Genomic DNA, 15820 nt, shown 5'->3' with positions numbered 1-15820 from the left:
GGGCGCATGACGTCGCGGCGCCCTCGGCCGCAGACTGGCGAGATGTCGCCAAGCGATGCTACTCAAGCGCCACAGGCATTCAGACCAGATTTCGGGAGATACGACATGGGCAACAAACGACTGGGCCGCAGCGCCATCGTGGTCTCCGACATTTGCATGGGCACCATGACCTTTGGCGCCCAGGCCGATGAGGCCATGGCCCACCGCATCCTCGACAAGTCCTTCGAGGCCGGGATCAACTTCTATGACACGGCCGAGAACTATCCCGTGCCCCCCAGCCCCGACTGGGCCGGCCGCACCGAGGAGATCTTTGGCCGCTGGCTGAAAACCAAGAACCGCGACGCCGTCATCATCGCTACCAAGGTCTGCGGGCCGAGCCACGGCTGGATCAAGGGCTCCATGCGGGCCGGGATGACGGCTCTGGACCGCCACAACATCACCCGCGCCATCGAAGGCAGCCTGACCCGGATGGATGTGGACTATGTGGACCTCTACCAGACCCACTGGCCCGACCATGGGACCGGCTATGAAGAGACCCTGCGCACCCTCGATGACCTGGTCCAGGCCGGCAAGGTGCGGATCATCGGCTGCTCCAACGAAACCAGCTGGGGCCTGACCAAGTCGGTCGCCGTGGCCGAGCGGGAGGGCACGGTGCGCTATGAGACCATCCAGAACAATTTCAGCCTGAACAACCGCCGCTTCGAAGACGAGCTGGCCCAGGCCTGCCGCCAGGAGGGCGTCAGCCTGATCCCCTATTCGCCGCTCGCCGGTGGGGTGCTGTCAGGCAAGTACAAGGATGGGGCGCGGCCCGAGGGCGCGCGGTTCTCCAACTATCTGAACCTGGGCGGTCGCCAGGCGGCCATGGCCAAGCGCTTTGTCAACGACAAGACCCTGGAGGCCACCGACCGCTTCGCCGCCATCGCCGCTGAGGCCGGCATCTCGCTGGTGACGCTGGCCACGGCCTGGAGCAAGCAGCACGACTTCGTCGCCTCCACCATCGTCGGTGCCACCCACGAAGACCAGCTCCCCGACATCCTGGCCGCCATGGACCTGACCCTCAGCGACGAGGTGATGAAGGCCATCGACAAGGTGTCGAAGGAGATTCTCTACCCGATGGGGTGAGAGGCGCCCTCTCCGATCCGCTCCATCATCTTGCGCCAATACTTGAACGGTGCCAGATGGCCGGAGTCGAACAGAGGTTGAACTTCAGAGACGTGGTCACCGACGAAGGCGACCATGTCCTTCATCGGGCTGAACCGGTCGTCGACGCCGTGCCAGATCACCACCGGGGCCCTGATCCCCGTCAGGTTCATGGTTTGGCCTCGCCGAAAGGCCGTCATCTCGTCGGCGATGCCGCGGCCGCCGTGGGCCAGACACTCGGTCACATAGGCGAAGACAAAATCGATCATCTCCGGGTGGGCGTCAAAGTAGGCGCGATCAGCTTCGGAAAAGCTTGCCAGACGTTTCATGAGACGCCGCGCGAGATCAGGGGACAACCGCATGCGAAGGATCGCGTAAAAGGTCTCAACGACCCAGGGATGGCTTTCAAAGCGAGCGCGCAGTTCGCTGAGCGGGCTGAGGTTTTGTTCTACGGGCCGAGGTGGACGCCCGGCGAGAAGATAAACGCCCGTCGCCCGGTCACCCATCCTTTGGGCCGTAGCGAGGGCGAACGGGGCTCCGGACACCACGCCGCACAGGGCGGGTCGGTGGAGCTCTAGCCGGTCGCAGAGTTGTTCCATATCTTCAGCGACGGTCTCGAAACGATAGTCGGCGCGCCGGTCCGACTGACCAAAGCCGGGGCGTTCGGCGCAGACGACGCGAAGGTTGAGCGCGTTGGCCAGAACACCGGTGCCGGGCGGCATGAGGCTTGAGCTCATGCCGCCGTGATAGATCAGCAGAGGTCGGCCAGATCGAGGTCCGTAGTCGCGGAAGGCGAGGCGGCGACCGTCGGCAAGCTGCACGCTGCGGATCGGCGGGTCTTCCGAGGCGGAAGACGCCGAAGGCACTACCAGGCTGCGCCCGACCGCCGCCAGTTCCGTGAGCGTGCGGATGAGGTCGGACTGCCGTTTCAGGCCCATCTTGTCGAAGATCGCGCGCAGCTGGTTGCGCACGGTGTTGACGCTGACCCCGAGCTCTTCGGCCGCTTCCGACAGCGCCAAGCCTTCTCGCAGCTTGGCGGCGAGCCGCAGCTCTGCGGCCGTCAAGCCGAAGCTCTTGCCGATGGCCCCCCAGACCTGGGCCTCGGGCTCGGGCGCTGAAAACATGAGCGCAAGGGCCGCAGGATTGCGCAGGGCCGAGCCGGCAAGCGCCGAGGAGTCGGCGACGTAGCAGAACACCGGCGCCCCGGCCGTCGGCCGTTCAAGACGCAGGATGGCGTGTTGGCCCGACCGCTTCGCCTCCACCAGGGCGCGCTGCAGCGCCTCATGGTTGTCAGGGTGGTGGAGCTGGAGCCTGGTCCCAACGGCGACGCTGGCGAGGTGCGGCTCGAGCACGCCGCGCGCCAGGGCGCAGCAGGCCAGGACCACGGCGCTCGGCGACAGCAGGACGAGGCCAACATCCTTGGCCTGCCCCTCCGGCGGCCCCTCCCCCTGTCGCCGGGCCAGGGCTGTGACCTTGTGTATGCCTTCCAGCTCGGCCGCCACCTCCTCTGGGAGCCCCGTCGCAGAGCGCGGGAGCTCAAGGGCGGAAATCAGCTGTTCCCAGGACTCCGGGTGGGCGGCCAGCGCATAGAGGGTTTCGACCAGGAGGCGCGCGTCGCCCTCCAGCCCAGCACGCTTCGCTTGCCCAACATGCGCCACGATGCCCCCCCCTTAGACACCCACCTTAGGCACCCTGCCGCCCGATGGAAATCGCGAACGCTAAGCATGCGGGCTTTCAGCGGCGGCTGACCATCGACAAGGTGTCGAAGGAGATTCTGTACCCGATGGGGTGAGGGCGGCGGGACCGGGCGGCCCCGTCAGACCCGGTTGAAAATCTGCAAGGCGAGCAGCAGGGCGATGATCGCCGCAGAGGCCACCCCCAACAGCCATGCCAGGGTTCTGGCGGGCTGGGCTTGGCCATACTGGGCGGCGCCCTGCAGGAAGCGCGCTGCCACAAAGGCCGCGAGCGCCCAGGAGAAAGTCAGGGCGTCACCGCCCAGAAGAACATAACCGGCAGCAAGGGCTAGGGTCGCTGGACTGGCCTCCATTTCGTTGCGCCAGACCTCCCCAAGGCGCGCGACACGGGGGTCCTCAAATCGCGCCGGCGCCACATTCAGCAGACGGGCATCCTCCGGCCGGACAAGGGATCGGGTCCGGATCCGAATGGCGACCTGCGCCCCGGCGATGATCATGCCCTTCATCCACAGCGCTAAGGTGGCGTAGGCAAAGGCGATGGCGGCGCTAATATCTGAGTCCAAGACGATCCTCCCTTACGCTCTGGAAGGATCGCTATGGTGGGCGCCGCGGCGAGGGGCCACACCGCCAGGTTGGAGGGCTAGGCCGCCATTCTGGAGAAGCGCCGCCGGTAAGCGCCGGGTGTACTGCCGGCCAATCTCACAAACAGCTCGCGGAACGCGCTCACGTCTTCATAGCCCACCCGGTGGGTAATCTCGTGAATGCCAAGGGCCGTGGTTTCGAGAAGGCGCTTGGCCCGCGCCACCCGGGCCTGCTGCAGGAACTCCAGCGGCGTGCGATCCCGCTCGGCGCGGTAACGCCGTAGGACCGTACGACTGCTCGCCCCCAGGGCGTCTGCCAGAGCGGACAGGGAATAGGGGGAGGCCATCTGCTCCAGCAGCCATGCCTCCACCCGATCGGCAAACGGCAGGGACCGACCGGGCAGCAGCTCAGGATCATGGAATGGCGCCTGGCTCGATCGACCGGCCTCGATCAAGGTCAGATTGCGGGTCGCCCGCGCCACCTCCTGTCCCAGCACACGCTCCGTGACGTAGAGCGCCAGATCATAGGCGGCTGTGAAGGCGCCACAGGTGAGCAGCCCATTGTCCTCCACCAACATGGATTCAGGCTCGACGGCGCAGCCGGGCCAGCGCCGCTGAAGGTCCGCTGCAAAAACCCAGGCTGTTGTCGCGCGGCGCCCGTCCAGAAGCCCGGCCGCCCCGAGCAGAAACGCGCCGACACAGATCGAGCCCACTTTGGACCTGCGGCCGCGCTCCGCCAGGTAGGACACTTCAGGTCCCAGTCGGGCCAGGTCGTCATCAATCTTCGACACTGCCGACATGTCGAAGCCGGGCACAATCAGGAGCTCCCCCTCCTGATCGGCCGTGTCGCCCGCGATCATTGCGCCGCCCGATGTCCGCACCAGACCCTGCGCTGCCGTGCGGAACGTGACGTCGATCCGTGGACCGCCCCGGGCCACAGAGAGCCGTCCCGCCATCACCAGGACGTCCCGGAACGCAAACAGCTCGGAGGCGAGACACCCGTCGTACGCCAGAACCTCAATGTGCATCTCGCCATCCATATTGGCGTGATCGCCATTTAGCTCGGCGATCTCGCCACTATCGGCCTTTCAGCGTCGTCGGCAAGGTCTGCGCCAACCCAAGGAGGCAAGACTATGAAACTCTCGATCCTGTTGTTTGACGGCTTCACGGCGCTGGATGTGGTCGGCGGCTATGAGGTTCTGTCCCGGCTGCCGGGCATGGAGACCGAATTCGTCTCGGCCGAGCCCGGGATCATCGCGGCGGACACAAGGCGGCTGGGCATGGTCACTTACTGCGACTATTCGAGCGCGGCCTCCACGGACATTCTCTATGTGCCAGGGGGTCCCGGGGTCAGCGCCGCGCTCAGCGATCCGGCGCTGCTGAACTATATTCAAAGTGCGAGCAGGACAGCGGCCTGGACCATCGGCATCTGTAACGGCGTCGCCTTGCTGGGCGCTGCTGATCTGCTCGGCGGCCGAACCGTGACGACCAATTGGTCCTGGCGCGAGCGCGTCGCGCAATATGGCGCCACCGTCTTGCCCGAGCGCTATCACCGGGACGGAAACTTGGTCACCGGCGCCGGGGTATCCGCCAGCATCGACGCGGCCCTGTTTCTGGTCGGCGAGATCGCCGGGGAGATGATGGCCAAGACCCTGCAGCTGGGCATCGAATACTATCCCGCGCCCCCCTATGGCGGCTTCAGCGTCGAAGACGCACCCGAGCCCCTGAAGGCGACCATCAGAGCCTATGAGGCCTCCGGAGCCGCAGAAGCCCTGCTAGCTCAGCCCCCACCTTTTTGAGGGGAGAGCCAGGCGCGACGTGACGTCCCGGGGCATCGAGCCTGACATGCTCCGCCGCCTGGGACTCCCAGCGGCGCCGCCTGGCCACACCCGCTCGACGCAGCGTTCATTATGGACCTGATGCTCAGCGCCTCCTGTGAGCTGTAGAGCGGTGAAGGCCAGCGTCACCGCATGCCGATCGGGACGAGCAAAAAACCAAAAGTTCTGCATTTGTTCTTCGTGAAATTGGACCAATGTGAGACCATGGGAGGCAAAGGTTGTGACCCAAAAATAGCAGTCCCTTCACAGGATGGTATCATGGCGCAATTTCATAGAAATGATTCAAGCAAATTTAACGCCCATCAAGAGCACTTGAGTAATATAGGTAAACCGAATGATCAATATAAATCGTTACTCAAGGAATATCCTAAATTATCTATAGACGGTTTTTCTCCCCGTTTTTCAACAATTATCAATGACATTGATCATAATAGGCGAAATTCAAAGCCATATATCATAATAGAAGACTCCATTTTCTATCCCTATGAAACAACCAACTCCACACGACTTGTAAGGATTCCTGAAGTCAGACCTGCGCCGCCCCCGACGCGCGGGCGCATAGCCGACCAAGAACGTTTCACCTTGATGGCGCGCTCGCCAATCGGTGCATCAGCTTATGGTGTGGCAGCCTTGCTAGGCGCAGATAGAGACACCGCAGATACGGCTCTGCACGTTGGGGCCGTTGCCGATACGATCTCTGTGGGAGGTCTTCGACTTGGCGGCAGGACGAGGCAGTTTGCGCCTGCACCTCGGCAGGGCCTCGCCCATCCGACACAGCCGCAGCCGGCTACTCGTATGGGCGGTCTCAATGAGCGCAATCAGTCTTCATACGCACAAGTAACAGCAACAAATGACGTTGTTGGGACAGGTACAAAAGCACGGCGATCTTTGAAACCGCCTGGCTGGCAGGAGGCCGGCCCAGGCACGCCACCCAACCAGGTCAGGGGTCACCTCATCGCCCGGGTTCTCGGTGGGACAGGCCGAGATTTGCGAAATTTGGCAACTATTTCAAGCCGAGTAAATCAACAAATGTGGGAATTTGAAAGAATCATCCTCGCCCGCACCCGGAAAGGTGAAGTTATTTATTATCATGTTCAATCTATCTACGGTAAACATGGCGGCGCCCCAACCGCAATAGTGATGACAGCTACAGGTTCACGGGAAGGTACTGTGACTCGAATAATCATCATAGATTAGTTGAGAATCATATGACTATATCTGCACTCGTCAATGTTATTCCCCCTCCGCGCCTGCCAGCCGCACCGTTTAGGGGGCCCTGGGAGCCGCTTGAGTATCAACTAGGAATAGCCCTACCTGAGGACTATAAATCCCTAGTCGATCTCTATGGGCATGCCACCTATCTCGACGCCATCATCGTCCACGTTCCGCGCAGCAGAGTTAGGCATGCTTGCTTTGAGACATGCATTCGAGACATCTGCGACCCCATTCGTGAACTTGCTGAACTTCCCTACCCCCTGTGGCCGGAGGCTGGTGGGCTGTTGCCAGTTGCGCACACTGAATTTGGCGATCTGATCTTCTGGATCGTAGATGGCCCCCCATCGACGTGGCGGATTTTCCTGTGCGACCGGGATATCGTAGATTTTCAGATCTTTGACGGTGATCTGACGGGATTCCTGGCCGGCATGGCGAGTGGCGAATTTCAGCCCAAGGCATTCGCGCATCTGGCCCCCGAGGGCACGCTGTTCAATTCTTGGGGACGCTATGAGGGCGGACCTCCAACTGCGACAGAGGACTGGACTCGGTCGAGCGGCTATGGACAGACGACGGTCCAGTCGGTCACGCTGAGCGCGCAACTTAAGCCGCAAAAATCATGACGGCGGGGTCGCCAGCCAGAACGACATCAAGACGGGGAAACACATGTTCAATCACATCATGATCGGGACCAACGACATCGAGCGGTCCAAGGCGTTTTATGACGCCGTGCTGGCGACGCTGGGGGCTGGTGGGGCGATGGCCAATGCCGCGCCCACCGGGCACAAGCGGCTGTTCTATATCCATAACGGCGGGGTGTTCGCCATCAGCGAGCCCATCGATGACCAGCCGGCCACCGTGGCCAATGGTGCCACCATCGGCTTCAAGTGCACCTCGGCCGAACAGGTGAAGACCTTCCACGACGTGGCCGTGGCCAATGGCGGGGTCTCCATCGAAGATCCGCCGGGCCTGCGCGAGGGGGGCATGGGCTCCCTGCACCTGTCCTATGTGCGCGATCCGGACGGCAACAAGCTGTGCGCCATCTACCGCCCGTAAGATCCTAAGGTCTTAAGATCGTAAGGTCCTGGCCGCGGCGCGCCTCAGCGCGCGGCCAGGATAGCGGCGGCGAGGTCGTGGCCCGAGCGCCAGGCGGCCTCGATCCGCGCGCCCCCCAGCCAATCCCCACAGGCGCCGATCTGATCAGCCTGTGACCACAGGGGCGGCCCGCCCGTGGCCGGGGTGCGGGCATAGCGCCAGCGGTGGGCCTGGAGCGACAGGACGGGCGGGAGCGCTCCTCCATTGGCGGCCTGCAGGTGCGCCAAGAGGGCGTTAGCCACGGCGTCGGCGGCATCCTCCAGATGGGTCCGCGACCAGTCGGGCGAGGCCTGCAGCACGAAGGCTTCGGGGCCGTCCCGGCCGGGCTTGGCGCTGTTGCGGGCCACCCAGGAGAGCGGGCCGGCCTCGCGCAGCACATCGTCGGAAAGGCCCAAGGGCTCAGCAAAGGCCGCCATCACCGTCCAGCAGGGGTCTGAGATCACGGCGGCGGCCTTTGCCGCCATGTCCGGCGCGACCGTGGCCAGCAGGATGGCGGCCTGTTCGCTGGGCGTGGCCACCACCAAGATATCGGCGCTCAGGGCTTCAAACCCCTCCCCGCTGAGGTGCCAGCCGGCCCCCTCCCGCACGACCTCATCCACGCGCGCCTGCCAGGTGACGTCCAGGGCCTGGGCCATGGCGCGGATCGGCGCGTTCATGCCCGGAACCCCCACCAGGGCCTCAGGGCCGGCGTCGGGCCAGGGCGCAGCCACGCCGTCGGCCACCCAGGCCTGAGTGCGAGCAGCAAAGGCGGGGTCGCGGACGGTGAAGAACTGTGCCCCATGGTCGAAGCTGACCTCGCCGGCCTCGGTGGTCGTGCGGCGGGTGGACATGCGCCCGCCGGGCCCCCGGCCCTTGTCGAGCACCTGGACCCTGTGGCCAGCCGCGCTCAGCGCCTCGGCGCAGGCGAGACCCGCCATGCCGGCCCCGATGATGGCGATCTTCATCTCAGTCTCTCTCTATGGGTCCTGGGCCTTACCCGGCTTCACGCAGGACGGCGGCGGGACGGCGCGACAGGGCGGCAAAGGCCGCGAGGGCCCCGCCGATGACGCCGAGCCCCGTGGTGCCACCAAGGATGCCGAGGATCACCGGCCAGTCGACGCTCCAGGTGGCGTTGAACACCTGGGTCACCACCGGCCAGGCGCCGGCTGCGCCCAGGGTTGCGCCGGCCAGGCCTGCGATCACGCCCACCAGGCCATACTCCACCAGATAGGCCGTCACGATCTGGCCCCGCGTGCCCCCCAGGACTTTCAGCGTCGCCGCCTCCCGGGCGCGGAACCGGGCGCCGGCTGCAATGGCCCCGACCAGGACCAGAACCCCAGCCAGACCCGCCACCGCCGCAGCGCCCCGGATGGCCAGCGCCAGGCGGTCGAACAGGGTCGCGGCCTGTTCCAGCTGGTCGCGGATGCTGATGACATTGACGCCGGCAAAGTCGGCGGCCAGCGCCTGGGTGATGGCGGCTTCCTCTTCGCGGCTGGCCATGGCGATGGCCACATGCCGGGGGCTCGCGCCGGCGATGGTGCCTGAGTTCAGAATGACGCCGAAATTGGCCCCAAAGCCCCCCCAGTCTACCTCCCGCAGCACAGCGATCTCCGCCTCGATCTCCCGGCCCAGGACCTGCAGGGTGATGGTGTCGCCCACCTTCAGGCCAGCCCCCTTGGCGGCGTCCTGCTCGAAGGCCACCAGGGGCGGACCGACATAGTCCGGGGTCCACCAGGTGCCGGCGGTGACTTTTGAATTGTCAGGCGCGCTGTCCAAAGCCGACAGGGTCAGGTCCTCGTCAAAGGCCCAGCGCTCCCCCCGGTCGATGGCCTCGATGTCCACCGGCTGGCCCTTGAGGCGAGTGATCCGGCCGGTCAGCAGGGGCAGACGGCTATAACGATCTGTCTGCGGATTATTCAGCGCCTGATCGATCAAGGTATCGAAGGCTGCGACCCGGTCCCCAGGGATCTCGGTGAAGACGAGGGACGGCGCGGTGCGGGGTGCCACCACGCTGACCTGGGCCAACAGGCTCGACTGGATCAGCACGATCGCTGAGAGCAGGGCGACGCCGAGGCCGATGGCTGGCGTGGCCGTGCGGGCCGCCGACCGGGGACCAGCCAGATTGGCGAGGCCTAAGCGGACCGCGCCCCGGGCGAGGCCGCGCACCTTGCCAGAGCCCCAGGCCGCCGCCAGGCCCAGCAGGCTGAGTGCCAGAAACGCGCCGGCTGCCCCACCGATCAGACCTGCGGCGGCCCAGCGGCTGGGCGCAGTCAGGATGGCCAGGCCCGCAAGCCCCAGCGCGGCGGTCCCCGCCAGGGCCGTCTCCAAGCCAAGGGTCGGGGCGCCCGACATCTCCTTACGGAACAGGGATGAGGGCGGCGTGGTCCGGGCCCTCGCCAGGGGCCAGAGGGAGAAGGCCGTCGCCGCCATCAGGCCAAAGGCCCCGGCCCGGATCAGGGGCTCAGGATAGACGGCAAACAGGGCCGGAACCGGCAACTGCTCGGCCGCCAGGGCACCGATGATCAGCGGCGTCACCGCCCCGATGGCCAGGCCAATGGCCACGCCAATCAGGGCCAGCACGGCAATCTGGATCAGATAGATGTTGCGGATCAGCACCCCTTCGGCGCCGAGGGCCTTGAGCGTAGCGATGGAGGCCTTGCGCCCCTCCAGATAGGCTGAGACCGCGCCGCCCACCCCCAGGCCGCCGGCCACCAGGGAGGCCAGGCCAATAAACCCTAGGAAGTATTCCAGCTGGTCGATCAGCCGACCGGCCCCAGCGGCGGCTTCTGAGCGGTCCCGGGCCTCAAACACAGCGTCAGGGAAGGTTTCGCGGACCTCCTCGATCACCGCCTTGGGGTCAGCCTCAGTGGGCAGCACCACCCGCACCGCTTCGCCAAACAGGCCGCCCGTCCCCAGCAGGCCTGCGGCCTCCACCGTAGTCACATCGGTGAGCACCCGGGGCCCCAGCGCAAAACCCCGGCCGATCCGGTCAGGCTCGGAAATCAGAACGGCGCCGACCCGCAAGGTCGCGCCCCCGACGGTGAAGGTGTCGCCCAGCGACAGGTTCAGGCGGTCCAGTAGGGCCTGCTCCACCGCCGCGCCCGGGACGCCCCCCGAAGGTGCCAGGGCCTGGGCGAGACTGTCGGCCCCCTCCAGCTGGACCACGCCCACCAGGGGATAGGTCTGCGCCACCCCGCGCACGTCCACCAGCCGGCGGGCCCCGGACGGGGTCTCCGCCATGGCGTTGGCGCGGACGGAATAGGCGCTGGGGCCCAGGGCCCCGAACACGGCGCGCTCGGCTTCGGTGAAGCGACGCTGGTCGATGCTGAACACCAGATCGCCACCGAGAATCTCCCGGGCCTGGCTGGCCAGCCCCTGACGGAAGGCCTCGGCGGTGGAGCCCGCGGCCGCGATCGCCGCCACCCCCAGCGCCAAACAGGCCAGGAAGATGCGGAAGCCCGCGACCCCGCTCCTCAGCTCACGCCCGGCAAACCGCAGGGCGAGCCTCATGTGGACACCTCGGTCCTGGCGGGCACGATCAGGCCATCGGCCATGCGCACGATGCGGTCAGCCCGGGCGGCCAGGGCCTCATCATGGGTCACCAGGACCAGCGCCGCACCGGCTTCAGCCAGCAGGTCAAACATCAGGTCGGCGACCATGGCCCCATTGGCGGCGTCCAGATTGCCGGTGGGCTCATCAGCGAACAGGAGCTCCGGCCGCACGGTGAGCGCGCGGGCCAGCGCCACCCGCTGCTGCTCGCCCCCTGACAGCTGATGCGGATAGTGGGTGTGCCGCGCCCCAAGGCCGACCTTGTCCAGCCAGGCCTCGGCCTCGGCCATAGCGTCGGCCCGACCGGCCAGCTCCAGAGGGGCGGCGACATTTTCCCGGGCGGTCATGTTGGGCAGCAGGTGGAAGCTCTGGAAAACCAGCCCCACCCGGCCCCTGCGCAGGCGGGCGCGGCCGTCCTCGTCCAGGGCACCCAGGTCCTGACCAAACAGACGCACCGTTCCGCTGGTGGGGGTCTCCAGACCCGCCGCCACCGAGATCAGTGAGGACTTGCCTGACCCCGATGGGCCGATCACCGCCACGGTCTCCCCAGCCGCGACGGTCAGGTCGACGCCGCGCAGGATGTTCACCGGTCCCGCCACAGAGGGCAGGCTGAGGGTCAGGGCCTCAAGGGCCAGGGGCGGGTTTGTGGTCATGGGGCTCCCGATCGCGGGCTTAAGCGTTTCATACCCGCCCGGCTGCCCTATATGGGGGACGACAGCCATGATCGCACCCCGAACCTCACCTTCCCGTCGCACCCTTTTGCTGGGCGCCCTGGCCCTGGGCCTTTCGGCCTGCGGCCAAGCGCCCAGCGAGACCGTGGAGACCACGTCAGACCCCAATGCTGGCCCGCCGCCAGCACCCAACCGGCAGGAGGAGGTCGACCTTCCCGTGGTGGCGCTTCTGGGGGATTCCATCACCGCCGGCCTTGGCCTGCCGGCCAGGGACGCCCTGCCTGCTCAGTTGGAAGCAGCGCTTGTGGCGGCGGGGTCCCCCGTGCGGGTGCGCGCAGCTGGGGTGTCGGGCGACACCACCGCCGGTGCCCTGGCCCGGGTGAACTTCAGCATTCAGGATGACACCGACCTCTGCATCGTGGCGCTTGGGGGCAACGACCTGCTGCAAGGGATTGAGCCTGCCCGGATGCGGGACAATCTGCAGGCGATCATCGAGGGCCTGCAGGCCCGCAATATCGCCGTCCTGCTGGCCGGCATGCAGGCCCCCCCCAGCTATGGCCGTTATGCTGCAGACTTCGACGCTGTGTTCGCCGACCTGGCCAGGACCTATGACGTGCCCCTCTATCCCTTCCTGCTGGACGGGGTCGCCCTGGACCCGGCCCTCAACCAGCCCGACGGCATCCACCCCAATGCCGAGGGCGTAAAGGTCATCGCCCAACGTCTGGCCCCCGCGGTCACGGCCGCCCTGGGGAGGGCCTAGGGCGGAGGCTTCGACGCGGCGTCGGCCCGACCCCTGTTGCCATCGGGCCGATCGAGCGGCCTATTGTCCCCATGACCGAAGACAGCATCAGAGACCGTTCCCGCCGCACCCTCGAGGCCGCCCAGGCGCGATATGAGGCCGACCCCTCCCTGTCAAACACCGTCTGGTATGGCCGGGTGCTGGGGTTCCGCTACCGGATCGAGGAGGCCATCTCGGTGTTCAGCCAGGGGCTTGAGCGGTTACCGGGGTCCTATGAGCTGCTGCGCCAGCGGGGGCACCGCTATCTCTCCACACGGCGGTTTACCGAGGGCCAGGCCGATCTGGCGCGGGCGGCGGAGCTGATCGCCGGCATGGCCGAATGGATCGAGCCCGACGGCCAGGACAATGAACTGCCCGTGCCCGCGACCAGCATCCAGTTCAACACATGGTACCATCTGGCGCTGTCGCACTATCTCCTGCGGGAGTGGGACGCCGCTGAGGCGGCTTATCGCCAATGCCTCAATTGGGTGCGGGCCGATGACTATGACGGCCAAACCGCCTGTAGCGACTGGCTCTACATGACCTTGCGCCGCAAGGGCGACGAGGCCGGAGCTGCGGCGGTGCTGGCCAAGGTTCCTGAGGGTCTGGCGGACGAGGCCTTCGTGGAGGGTCCTTCCTATTATCGCCGCCTGCGGATGTATCGCGGCGAGCTGACGCCGGAGGACCTGCTGTCGCCGGACAAGGGGTCACAGGTGATCCACGACCTGGAGACCATCTACGCCACCCAGGGCTACGGGGTCGGCAACTGGCATCTCTATTGCGGGGAGACCGACCGAGCCCGGGCGGTGTTCGAACAGATCCTGCAGGGGCGCAGCCGCTTCGCCTTCGGCTTTATCGCCGCCGAACTCGACCTCCGCGAGATGACCTCCCGGTAAAGGGCGGAGGTGGGCGGTCAGGCCCTAGGTACCCCTTCAGGATTCGCCCAATACGAACCGCCGCAGGACCTCGTCATAGGCGTCGGGAACGTCCACATCCAGTTGATGGCCGGCCTTGGCGAACCTCACCCGGGTCTTGGGCGCGGCGATCAGGGCCGCCTCGATCTCGTCCTGGAACGCCGGCGGGAGGATGGGATCTTCATCACCCCCCACGATCAGCACCGGCGCAGTCACGGCCGCAAGACCCGGGCGGAAGTCGAAGGGCGTCTGGTAGGACTGCCGGAAAAACTCAAGAATCAGCGGCACATTGGCCAGGGTGCGCTGTGCCGCAGCGGCGTCGACGGTCCGCTGAACATTGTACGCGGCTCTACAGGTCTGCAGATACACCGGCAGCGTTTCCAGGGTCGGGTCTTCGCCAAAGGCCCTGAACGCCGCCGCCGCCTCATCTCCGCCCTGCTTGCGGAACCCCTCCACAGACCAGTCCAGGTTCTGCCGGGCGCCCGTGACCAGGAAGCCGAGCCTTGCCGCGTGCCCCGGATGGCGGATGGCGTAGGACTGGGCCACGAAGCCGCCGAACGACGTGCCGAGCACGATCGGTGAGGTGATCCCCAGGACCTCGCACAAGCCGCGCACGTCATCGCCCCACTGATCCAGGGTCCAGAGCGCCGGGTCACCATGCTCGCTACGTCCACAGCCGCGATGATCATAGACGACCACCTGAGCGACCTCAGCCAGGCGATGGGCTGACCGGCGGACGTGGTCATGATCGGTAGGCCCTCCGTGCAGCAATATGACGGTCGGACGCTCGATCACCTGGGGTCCGTCGGGCGCGAGCTTGTGGCCGAAAACCTCCACAAACAGGCTGACCCCGTTGACGGTCACTCGCATCTCGTTTCCCCTCTCCGCGCCCCATGGTCCGCCGATGGACCATCCGAGCTGACTTCAGCCCAGATCAAGGCCTTCCCGGAAGAAAAATCACCCGATTTGGCGAAGAACCTTCTTTCTTCCGCGGACACGACATTCGACAAACGACATCCGGTCCACGGCGCAACCTTCAGCAGCTGGCAAAGCGTAGTCCCATGAACAGTGCAGACAGCTTCAGTTCGGATTACCAGGAGGCTCGGGGCAAGTTCCTGAGTGCGGCGATCGAGGCTGGAGGAGCGCTTGACGCCGTTGCTCATCCCGAGCCGGGGCCCGATGGAGGCATTCTGGCAACGGATGTGGCGTGGTTCGGGCCACGGGACGCCGAATCTGTCCTTGTACTGATCTCCGGCACCCATGGGATCGAAGGCTTCTGTGGCTCTGGGGCCCAGGTCGACTGGCTGCGGCGCGGGGGCATGCGCGAGCGCCCCAAGGACGTGGCAGTCATGATGGTGCACGCGATCAACCCCTATGGGTTCGCCTGGCTGCGGCGGGTGACCCAGGAGAATGTCGACCTCAATCGAAACTGGGTCGATTTTTCACAGCCTCTCCCCTCAAACCCCCACTATGGCGAACTGGCCGACGCCCTCTGCCCGTCCGACTGGTCCCCAAAAACGCAGGCGGCCAGTGCACAGACCATGCGCGCCTTCGTAGAAGCCAAAGGCGAAAAAGCCCTTCAGCAGGCGGTGTCAGGGGGGCAGCACACCCATCCTCAGGGCATATTCTACGGCGGCGTCGCCCCCACCTGGTCGCGTCAGACCCAGACCGCACTGTTTGCGCACTACCTTGGAAACGCAGGCCGCATCGGGATCATCGACTACCACACAGGCCTCGGGCCGTGGGGATATGCCGAGCGCATCGTCCTGGACCCTGTAGGAAGCCCTGGGTTTGATCGGGCTCGCCAGTGGTACGGGGCAGCGATCACCTCCCCCTCAGGTGGCTCCTCGACCTCAGCCGACATTGTCGGCGACGGCCTGTCGGCCGCGCGGACTCTGCTGGCCCATGCCGAGGTGACCGGAATGGCCCTGGAGGTGGGCACTCTGGACTCAAGGACCGTGATCAACACGCTCAGGGCCGATGCTTGGCTTCATGCCTATGGGGATCTCCAGAGCGAACTCGGCCGCGCCATCAAGGCCGAGATCCGCAATGCCTTCTACGGCGACCAGGACGACTGGAAGGGTATGGTCGCCGGACAATCCCTGACCGTCATCAAACAGGCGCTGGCTGAACTGGCCATCTAGACATCCAATTAGCCGTTGCCTTGACTGACATACTCTAACGCTCCTCAACGCGCTCGGCTTCTTAGACGAAAATCTTGCTAATCAGCAGCTTGCGGATGTCAGAGCCGGGGCGTTTGCTGAAGTTTGACTTGAACAATTCAAATTGTTGAGGTCGCAGCAGCACCGCAAACGCACTCGCCCCCCGGAAGATTGCAAACCAGCATTCCTCTATCAGTAGAATATTCG

Annotated in this window: 15 protein-coding genes; 8 read left to right on the top strand and 7 right to left on the bottom strand. The window is 65.6% G+C overall.

The window, feature by feature from the left end; genetic code table 11:
• Positions 1–105: 105 nt before the first annotated feature.
• Entirely contained in the window at positions 106–1122 is a 1017-nt protein-coding gene (locus MH112_RS11965; protein ID WP_296568051.1) for an aldo/keto reductase, read from the top strand.
• On the opposite strand, the gene MH112_RS11960 is transcribed toward MH112_RS11965, so the two are convergent.
• The 3 genes from MH112_RS11960 to MH112_RS11950 all read right to left on the bottom strand — a co-directional run bounded on the left by MH112_RS11960 (position 1107) and on the right by MH112_RS11950 (position 4443).
• Positions 1107–2798: an alpha/beta fold hydrolase gene (locus tag MH112_RS11960; protein WP_296568049.1), complete on the bottom strand. Its 1692-nt coding sequence runs from the start codon at positions 2796–2798 to the stop codon at positions 1107–1109. The genes MH112_RS11965 and MH112_RS11960 overlap by 16 nt on opposite strands.
• Positions 2799–2956: 158 nt before the next feature.
• On the bottom strand, positions 2957–3397 hold the full coding sequence (locus MH112_RS11955) for an MAPEG family protein (protein WP_296568047.1): 441 nt from the start codon (positions 3395–3397) through the stop codon (positions 2957–2959).
• 77 nt (positions 3398–3474) lie between these two features.
• A complete protein-coding gene (locus tag MH112_RS11950) occupies positions 3475–4443 on the bottom strand; it encodes a helix-turn-helix domain-containing protein (protein ID WP_296568045.1) in 969 nt (322 codons plus the stop codon).
• A 105-nt stretch (positions 4444–4548) separates the two neighbouring features.
• On the opposite strand from MH112_RS11950, the gene MH112_RS11945 reads away from it, so the two are divergent.
• From MH112_RS11945 to MH112_RS11930, 4 genes are all read left to right on the top strand, one after another.
• Positions 4549–5214, top strand: coding sequence for a DJ-1/PfpI family protein (locus MH112_RS11945; protein ID WP_296568043.1), 666 nt, complete (start codon positions 4549–4551; stop codon positions 5212–5214).
• A gap of 171 nt (positions 5215–5385) precedes the next feature.
• The gene (locus MH112_RS11940) at positions 5386–6450 is read left to right on the top strand and encodes a DNA/RNA non-specific endonuclease (RefSeq protein ID WP_296568041.1); all 1065 of its coding nucleotides are present in this window, start codon (positions 5386–5388) and stop codon (positions 6448–6450) included.
• An 11-nt stretch (positions 6451–6461) separates the two neighbouring features.
• Positions 6462–7088, top strand: coding sequence for an SMI1/KNR4 family protein (locus MH112_RS14980; RefSeq protein ID WP_365787121.1), 627 nt, complete (start codon positions 6462–6464; stop codon positions 7086–7088).
• Between the two features lie 43 nt (positions 7089–7131).
• Complete coding sequence (locus tag MH112_RS11930; RefSeq protein WP_296568037.1) at positions 7132–7521, top strand: VOC family protein; 390 nt, start codon at positions 7132–7134, stop codon at positions 7519–7521.
• Positions 7522–7565: 44 nt separating this feature from the next.
• On the opposite strand, the gene MH112_RS11925 is transcribed toward MH112_RS11930, so the two are convergent.
• Genes MH112_RS11925 through MH112_RS11915 form a run of 3 tightly spaced genes read right to left on the bottom strand, consistent with a single transcriptional unit; the run spans position 7566 to position 11741 of the window.
• Positions 7566–8504, bottom strand: a complete 939-nt coding sequence (locus tag MH112_RS11925) for an FAD-dependent oxidoreductase (protein ID WP_296568035.1) — start codon at positions 8502–8504, stop codon at positions 7566–7568.
• 28 nt (positions 8505–8532) lie between these two features.
• The gene (locus MH112_RS11920; protein ID WP_296568033.1) at positions 8533–11049 is read right to left on the bottom strand and encodes an FtsX-like permease family protein; all 2517 of its coding nucleotides are present in this window, start codon (positions 11047–11049) and stop codon (positions 8533–8535) included.
• Positions 11046–11741 carry an ABC transporter ATP-binding protein gene (locus tag MH112_RS11915; RefSeq protein WP_296568031.1) on the bottom strand — a complete coding sequence of 232 codons (696 nt, stop codon included), beginning with the start codon at positions 11739–11741 and terminating at the stop codon, positions 11046–11048. The genes MH112_RS11920 and MH112_RS11915 overlap by 4 nt, the downstream gene beginning before the upstream one ends.
• Positions 11742–11808: 67 nt before the next feature.
• Here MH112_RS11915 and MH112_RS11910 point away from each other — a divergent pair, with 67 nt between their 5' ends.
• Positions 11809–12519, top strand: a complete 711-nt coding sequence (locus MH112_RS11910) for an arylesterase (RefSeq protein WP_296568029.1) — start codon at positions 11809–11811, stop codon at positions 12517–12519.
• Between the two features lie 71 nt (positions 12520–12590).
• Positions 12591–13433, top strand: coding sequence for a hypothetical protein (locus MH112_RS11905; RefSeq protein WP_296568027.1), 843 nt, complete (start codon positions 12591–12593; stop codon positions 13431–13433).
• 36 nt (positions 13434–13469) lie between these two features.
• Here MH112_RS11905 and MH112_RS11900 read toward each other — a convergent pair whose 3' ends face one another.
• Positions 13470–14321: an alpha/beta hydrolase gene (locus tag MH112_RS11900; RefSeq protein ID WP_296568025.1), complete on the bottom strand. Its 852-nt coding sequence runs from the start codon at positions 14319–14321 to the stop codon at positions 13470–13472.
• Positions 14322–14512: 191 nt separating this feature from the next.
• Here MH112_RS11900 and MH112_RS11895 point away from each other — a divergent pair, with 191 nt between their 5' ends.
• A complete protein-coding gene (locus MH112_RS11895; protein ID WP_296568023.1) occupies positions 14513–15595 on the top strand; it encodes a M14 family metallopeptidase in 1083 nt (360 codons plus the stop codon).
• Positions 15596–15820 lie beyond the last annotated feature (225 nt).

Source organism: Phenylobacterium sp., from assembly GCF_022402485.1.
GTDB lineage: Bacteria > Pseudomonadota > Alphaproteobacteria > Caulobacterales > Caulobacteraceae > Phenylobacterium.
The sequence above is the reverse complement of the archived record's forward strand: the minus strand, read 5'-3'. Positions and strand labels throughout refer to the sequence as shown.

Bases quoted from the DNA above. Each gene is read 5' to 3' on its own strand.
- MH112_RS11965 (WP_296568051.1), top strand. From the start codon at position 106: ATGGGCAACAAACGACTGGGCCGCAGCGCCATCGTGGTCTCCGACATT.
- MH112_RS11950 (WP_296568045.1), bottom strand. From the start codon at position 4,443: ATGCACATTGAGGTTCTGGCGTACGACGGGTGTCTCGCCTCCGAGCTG.
- MH112_RS11945 (WP_296568043.1), top strand. From the start codon at position 4,549: ATGAAACTCTCGATCCTGTTGTTTGACGGCTTCACGGCGCTGGATGTG.
- MH112_RS11940 (WP_296568041.1), top strand. From the start codon at position 5,386: ATGCCGATCGGGACGAGCAAAAAACCAAAAGTTCTGCATTTGTTCTTC.
- MH112_RS14980 (WP_365787121.1), top strand. From the start codon at position 6,462: ATGACTATATCTGCACTCGTCAATGTTATTCCCCCTCCGCGCCTGCCA.
- MH112_RS11930 (WP_296568037.1), top strand. From the start codon at position 7,132: ATGTTCAATCACATCATGATCGGGACCAACGACATCGAGCGGTCCAAG.
- MH112_RS11925 (WP_296568035.1), bottom strand. From the start codon at position 8,504: ATGAAGATCGCCATCATCGGGGCCGGCATGGCGGGTCTCGCCTGCGCC.
- MH112_RS11920 (WP_296568033.1), bottom strand. From the start codon at position 11,049: ATGAGGCTCGCCCTGCGGTTTGCCGGGCGTGAGCTGAGGAGCGGGGTC.
- MH112_RS11915 (WP_296568031.1), bottom strand. From the start codon at position 11,741: ATGACCACAAACCCGCCCCTGGCCCTTGAGGCCCTGACCCTCAGCCTG.
- MH112_RS11910 (WP_296568029.1), top strand. From the start codon at position 11,809: ATGATCGCACCCCGAACCTCACCTTCCCGTCGCACCCTTTTGCTGGGC.
- MH112_RS11905 (WP_296568027.1), top strand. From the start codon at position 12,591: ATGACCGAAGACAGCATCAGAGACCGTTCCCGCCGCACCCTCGAGGCC.
- MH112_RS11900 (WP_296568025.1), bottom strand. From the start codon at position 14,321: ATGCGAGTGACCGTCAACGGGGTCAGCCTGTTTGTGGAGGTTTTCGGC.
- MH112_RS11895 (WP_296568023.1), top strand. From the start codon at position 14,513: ATGAACAGTGCAGACAGCTTCAGTTCGGATTACCAGGAGGCTCGGGGC.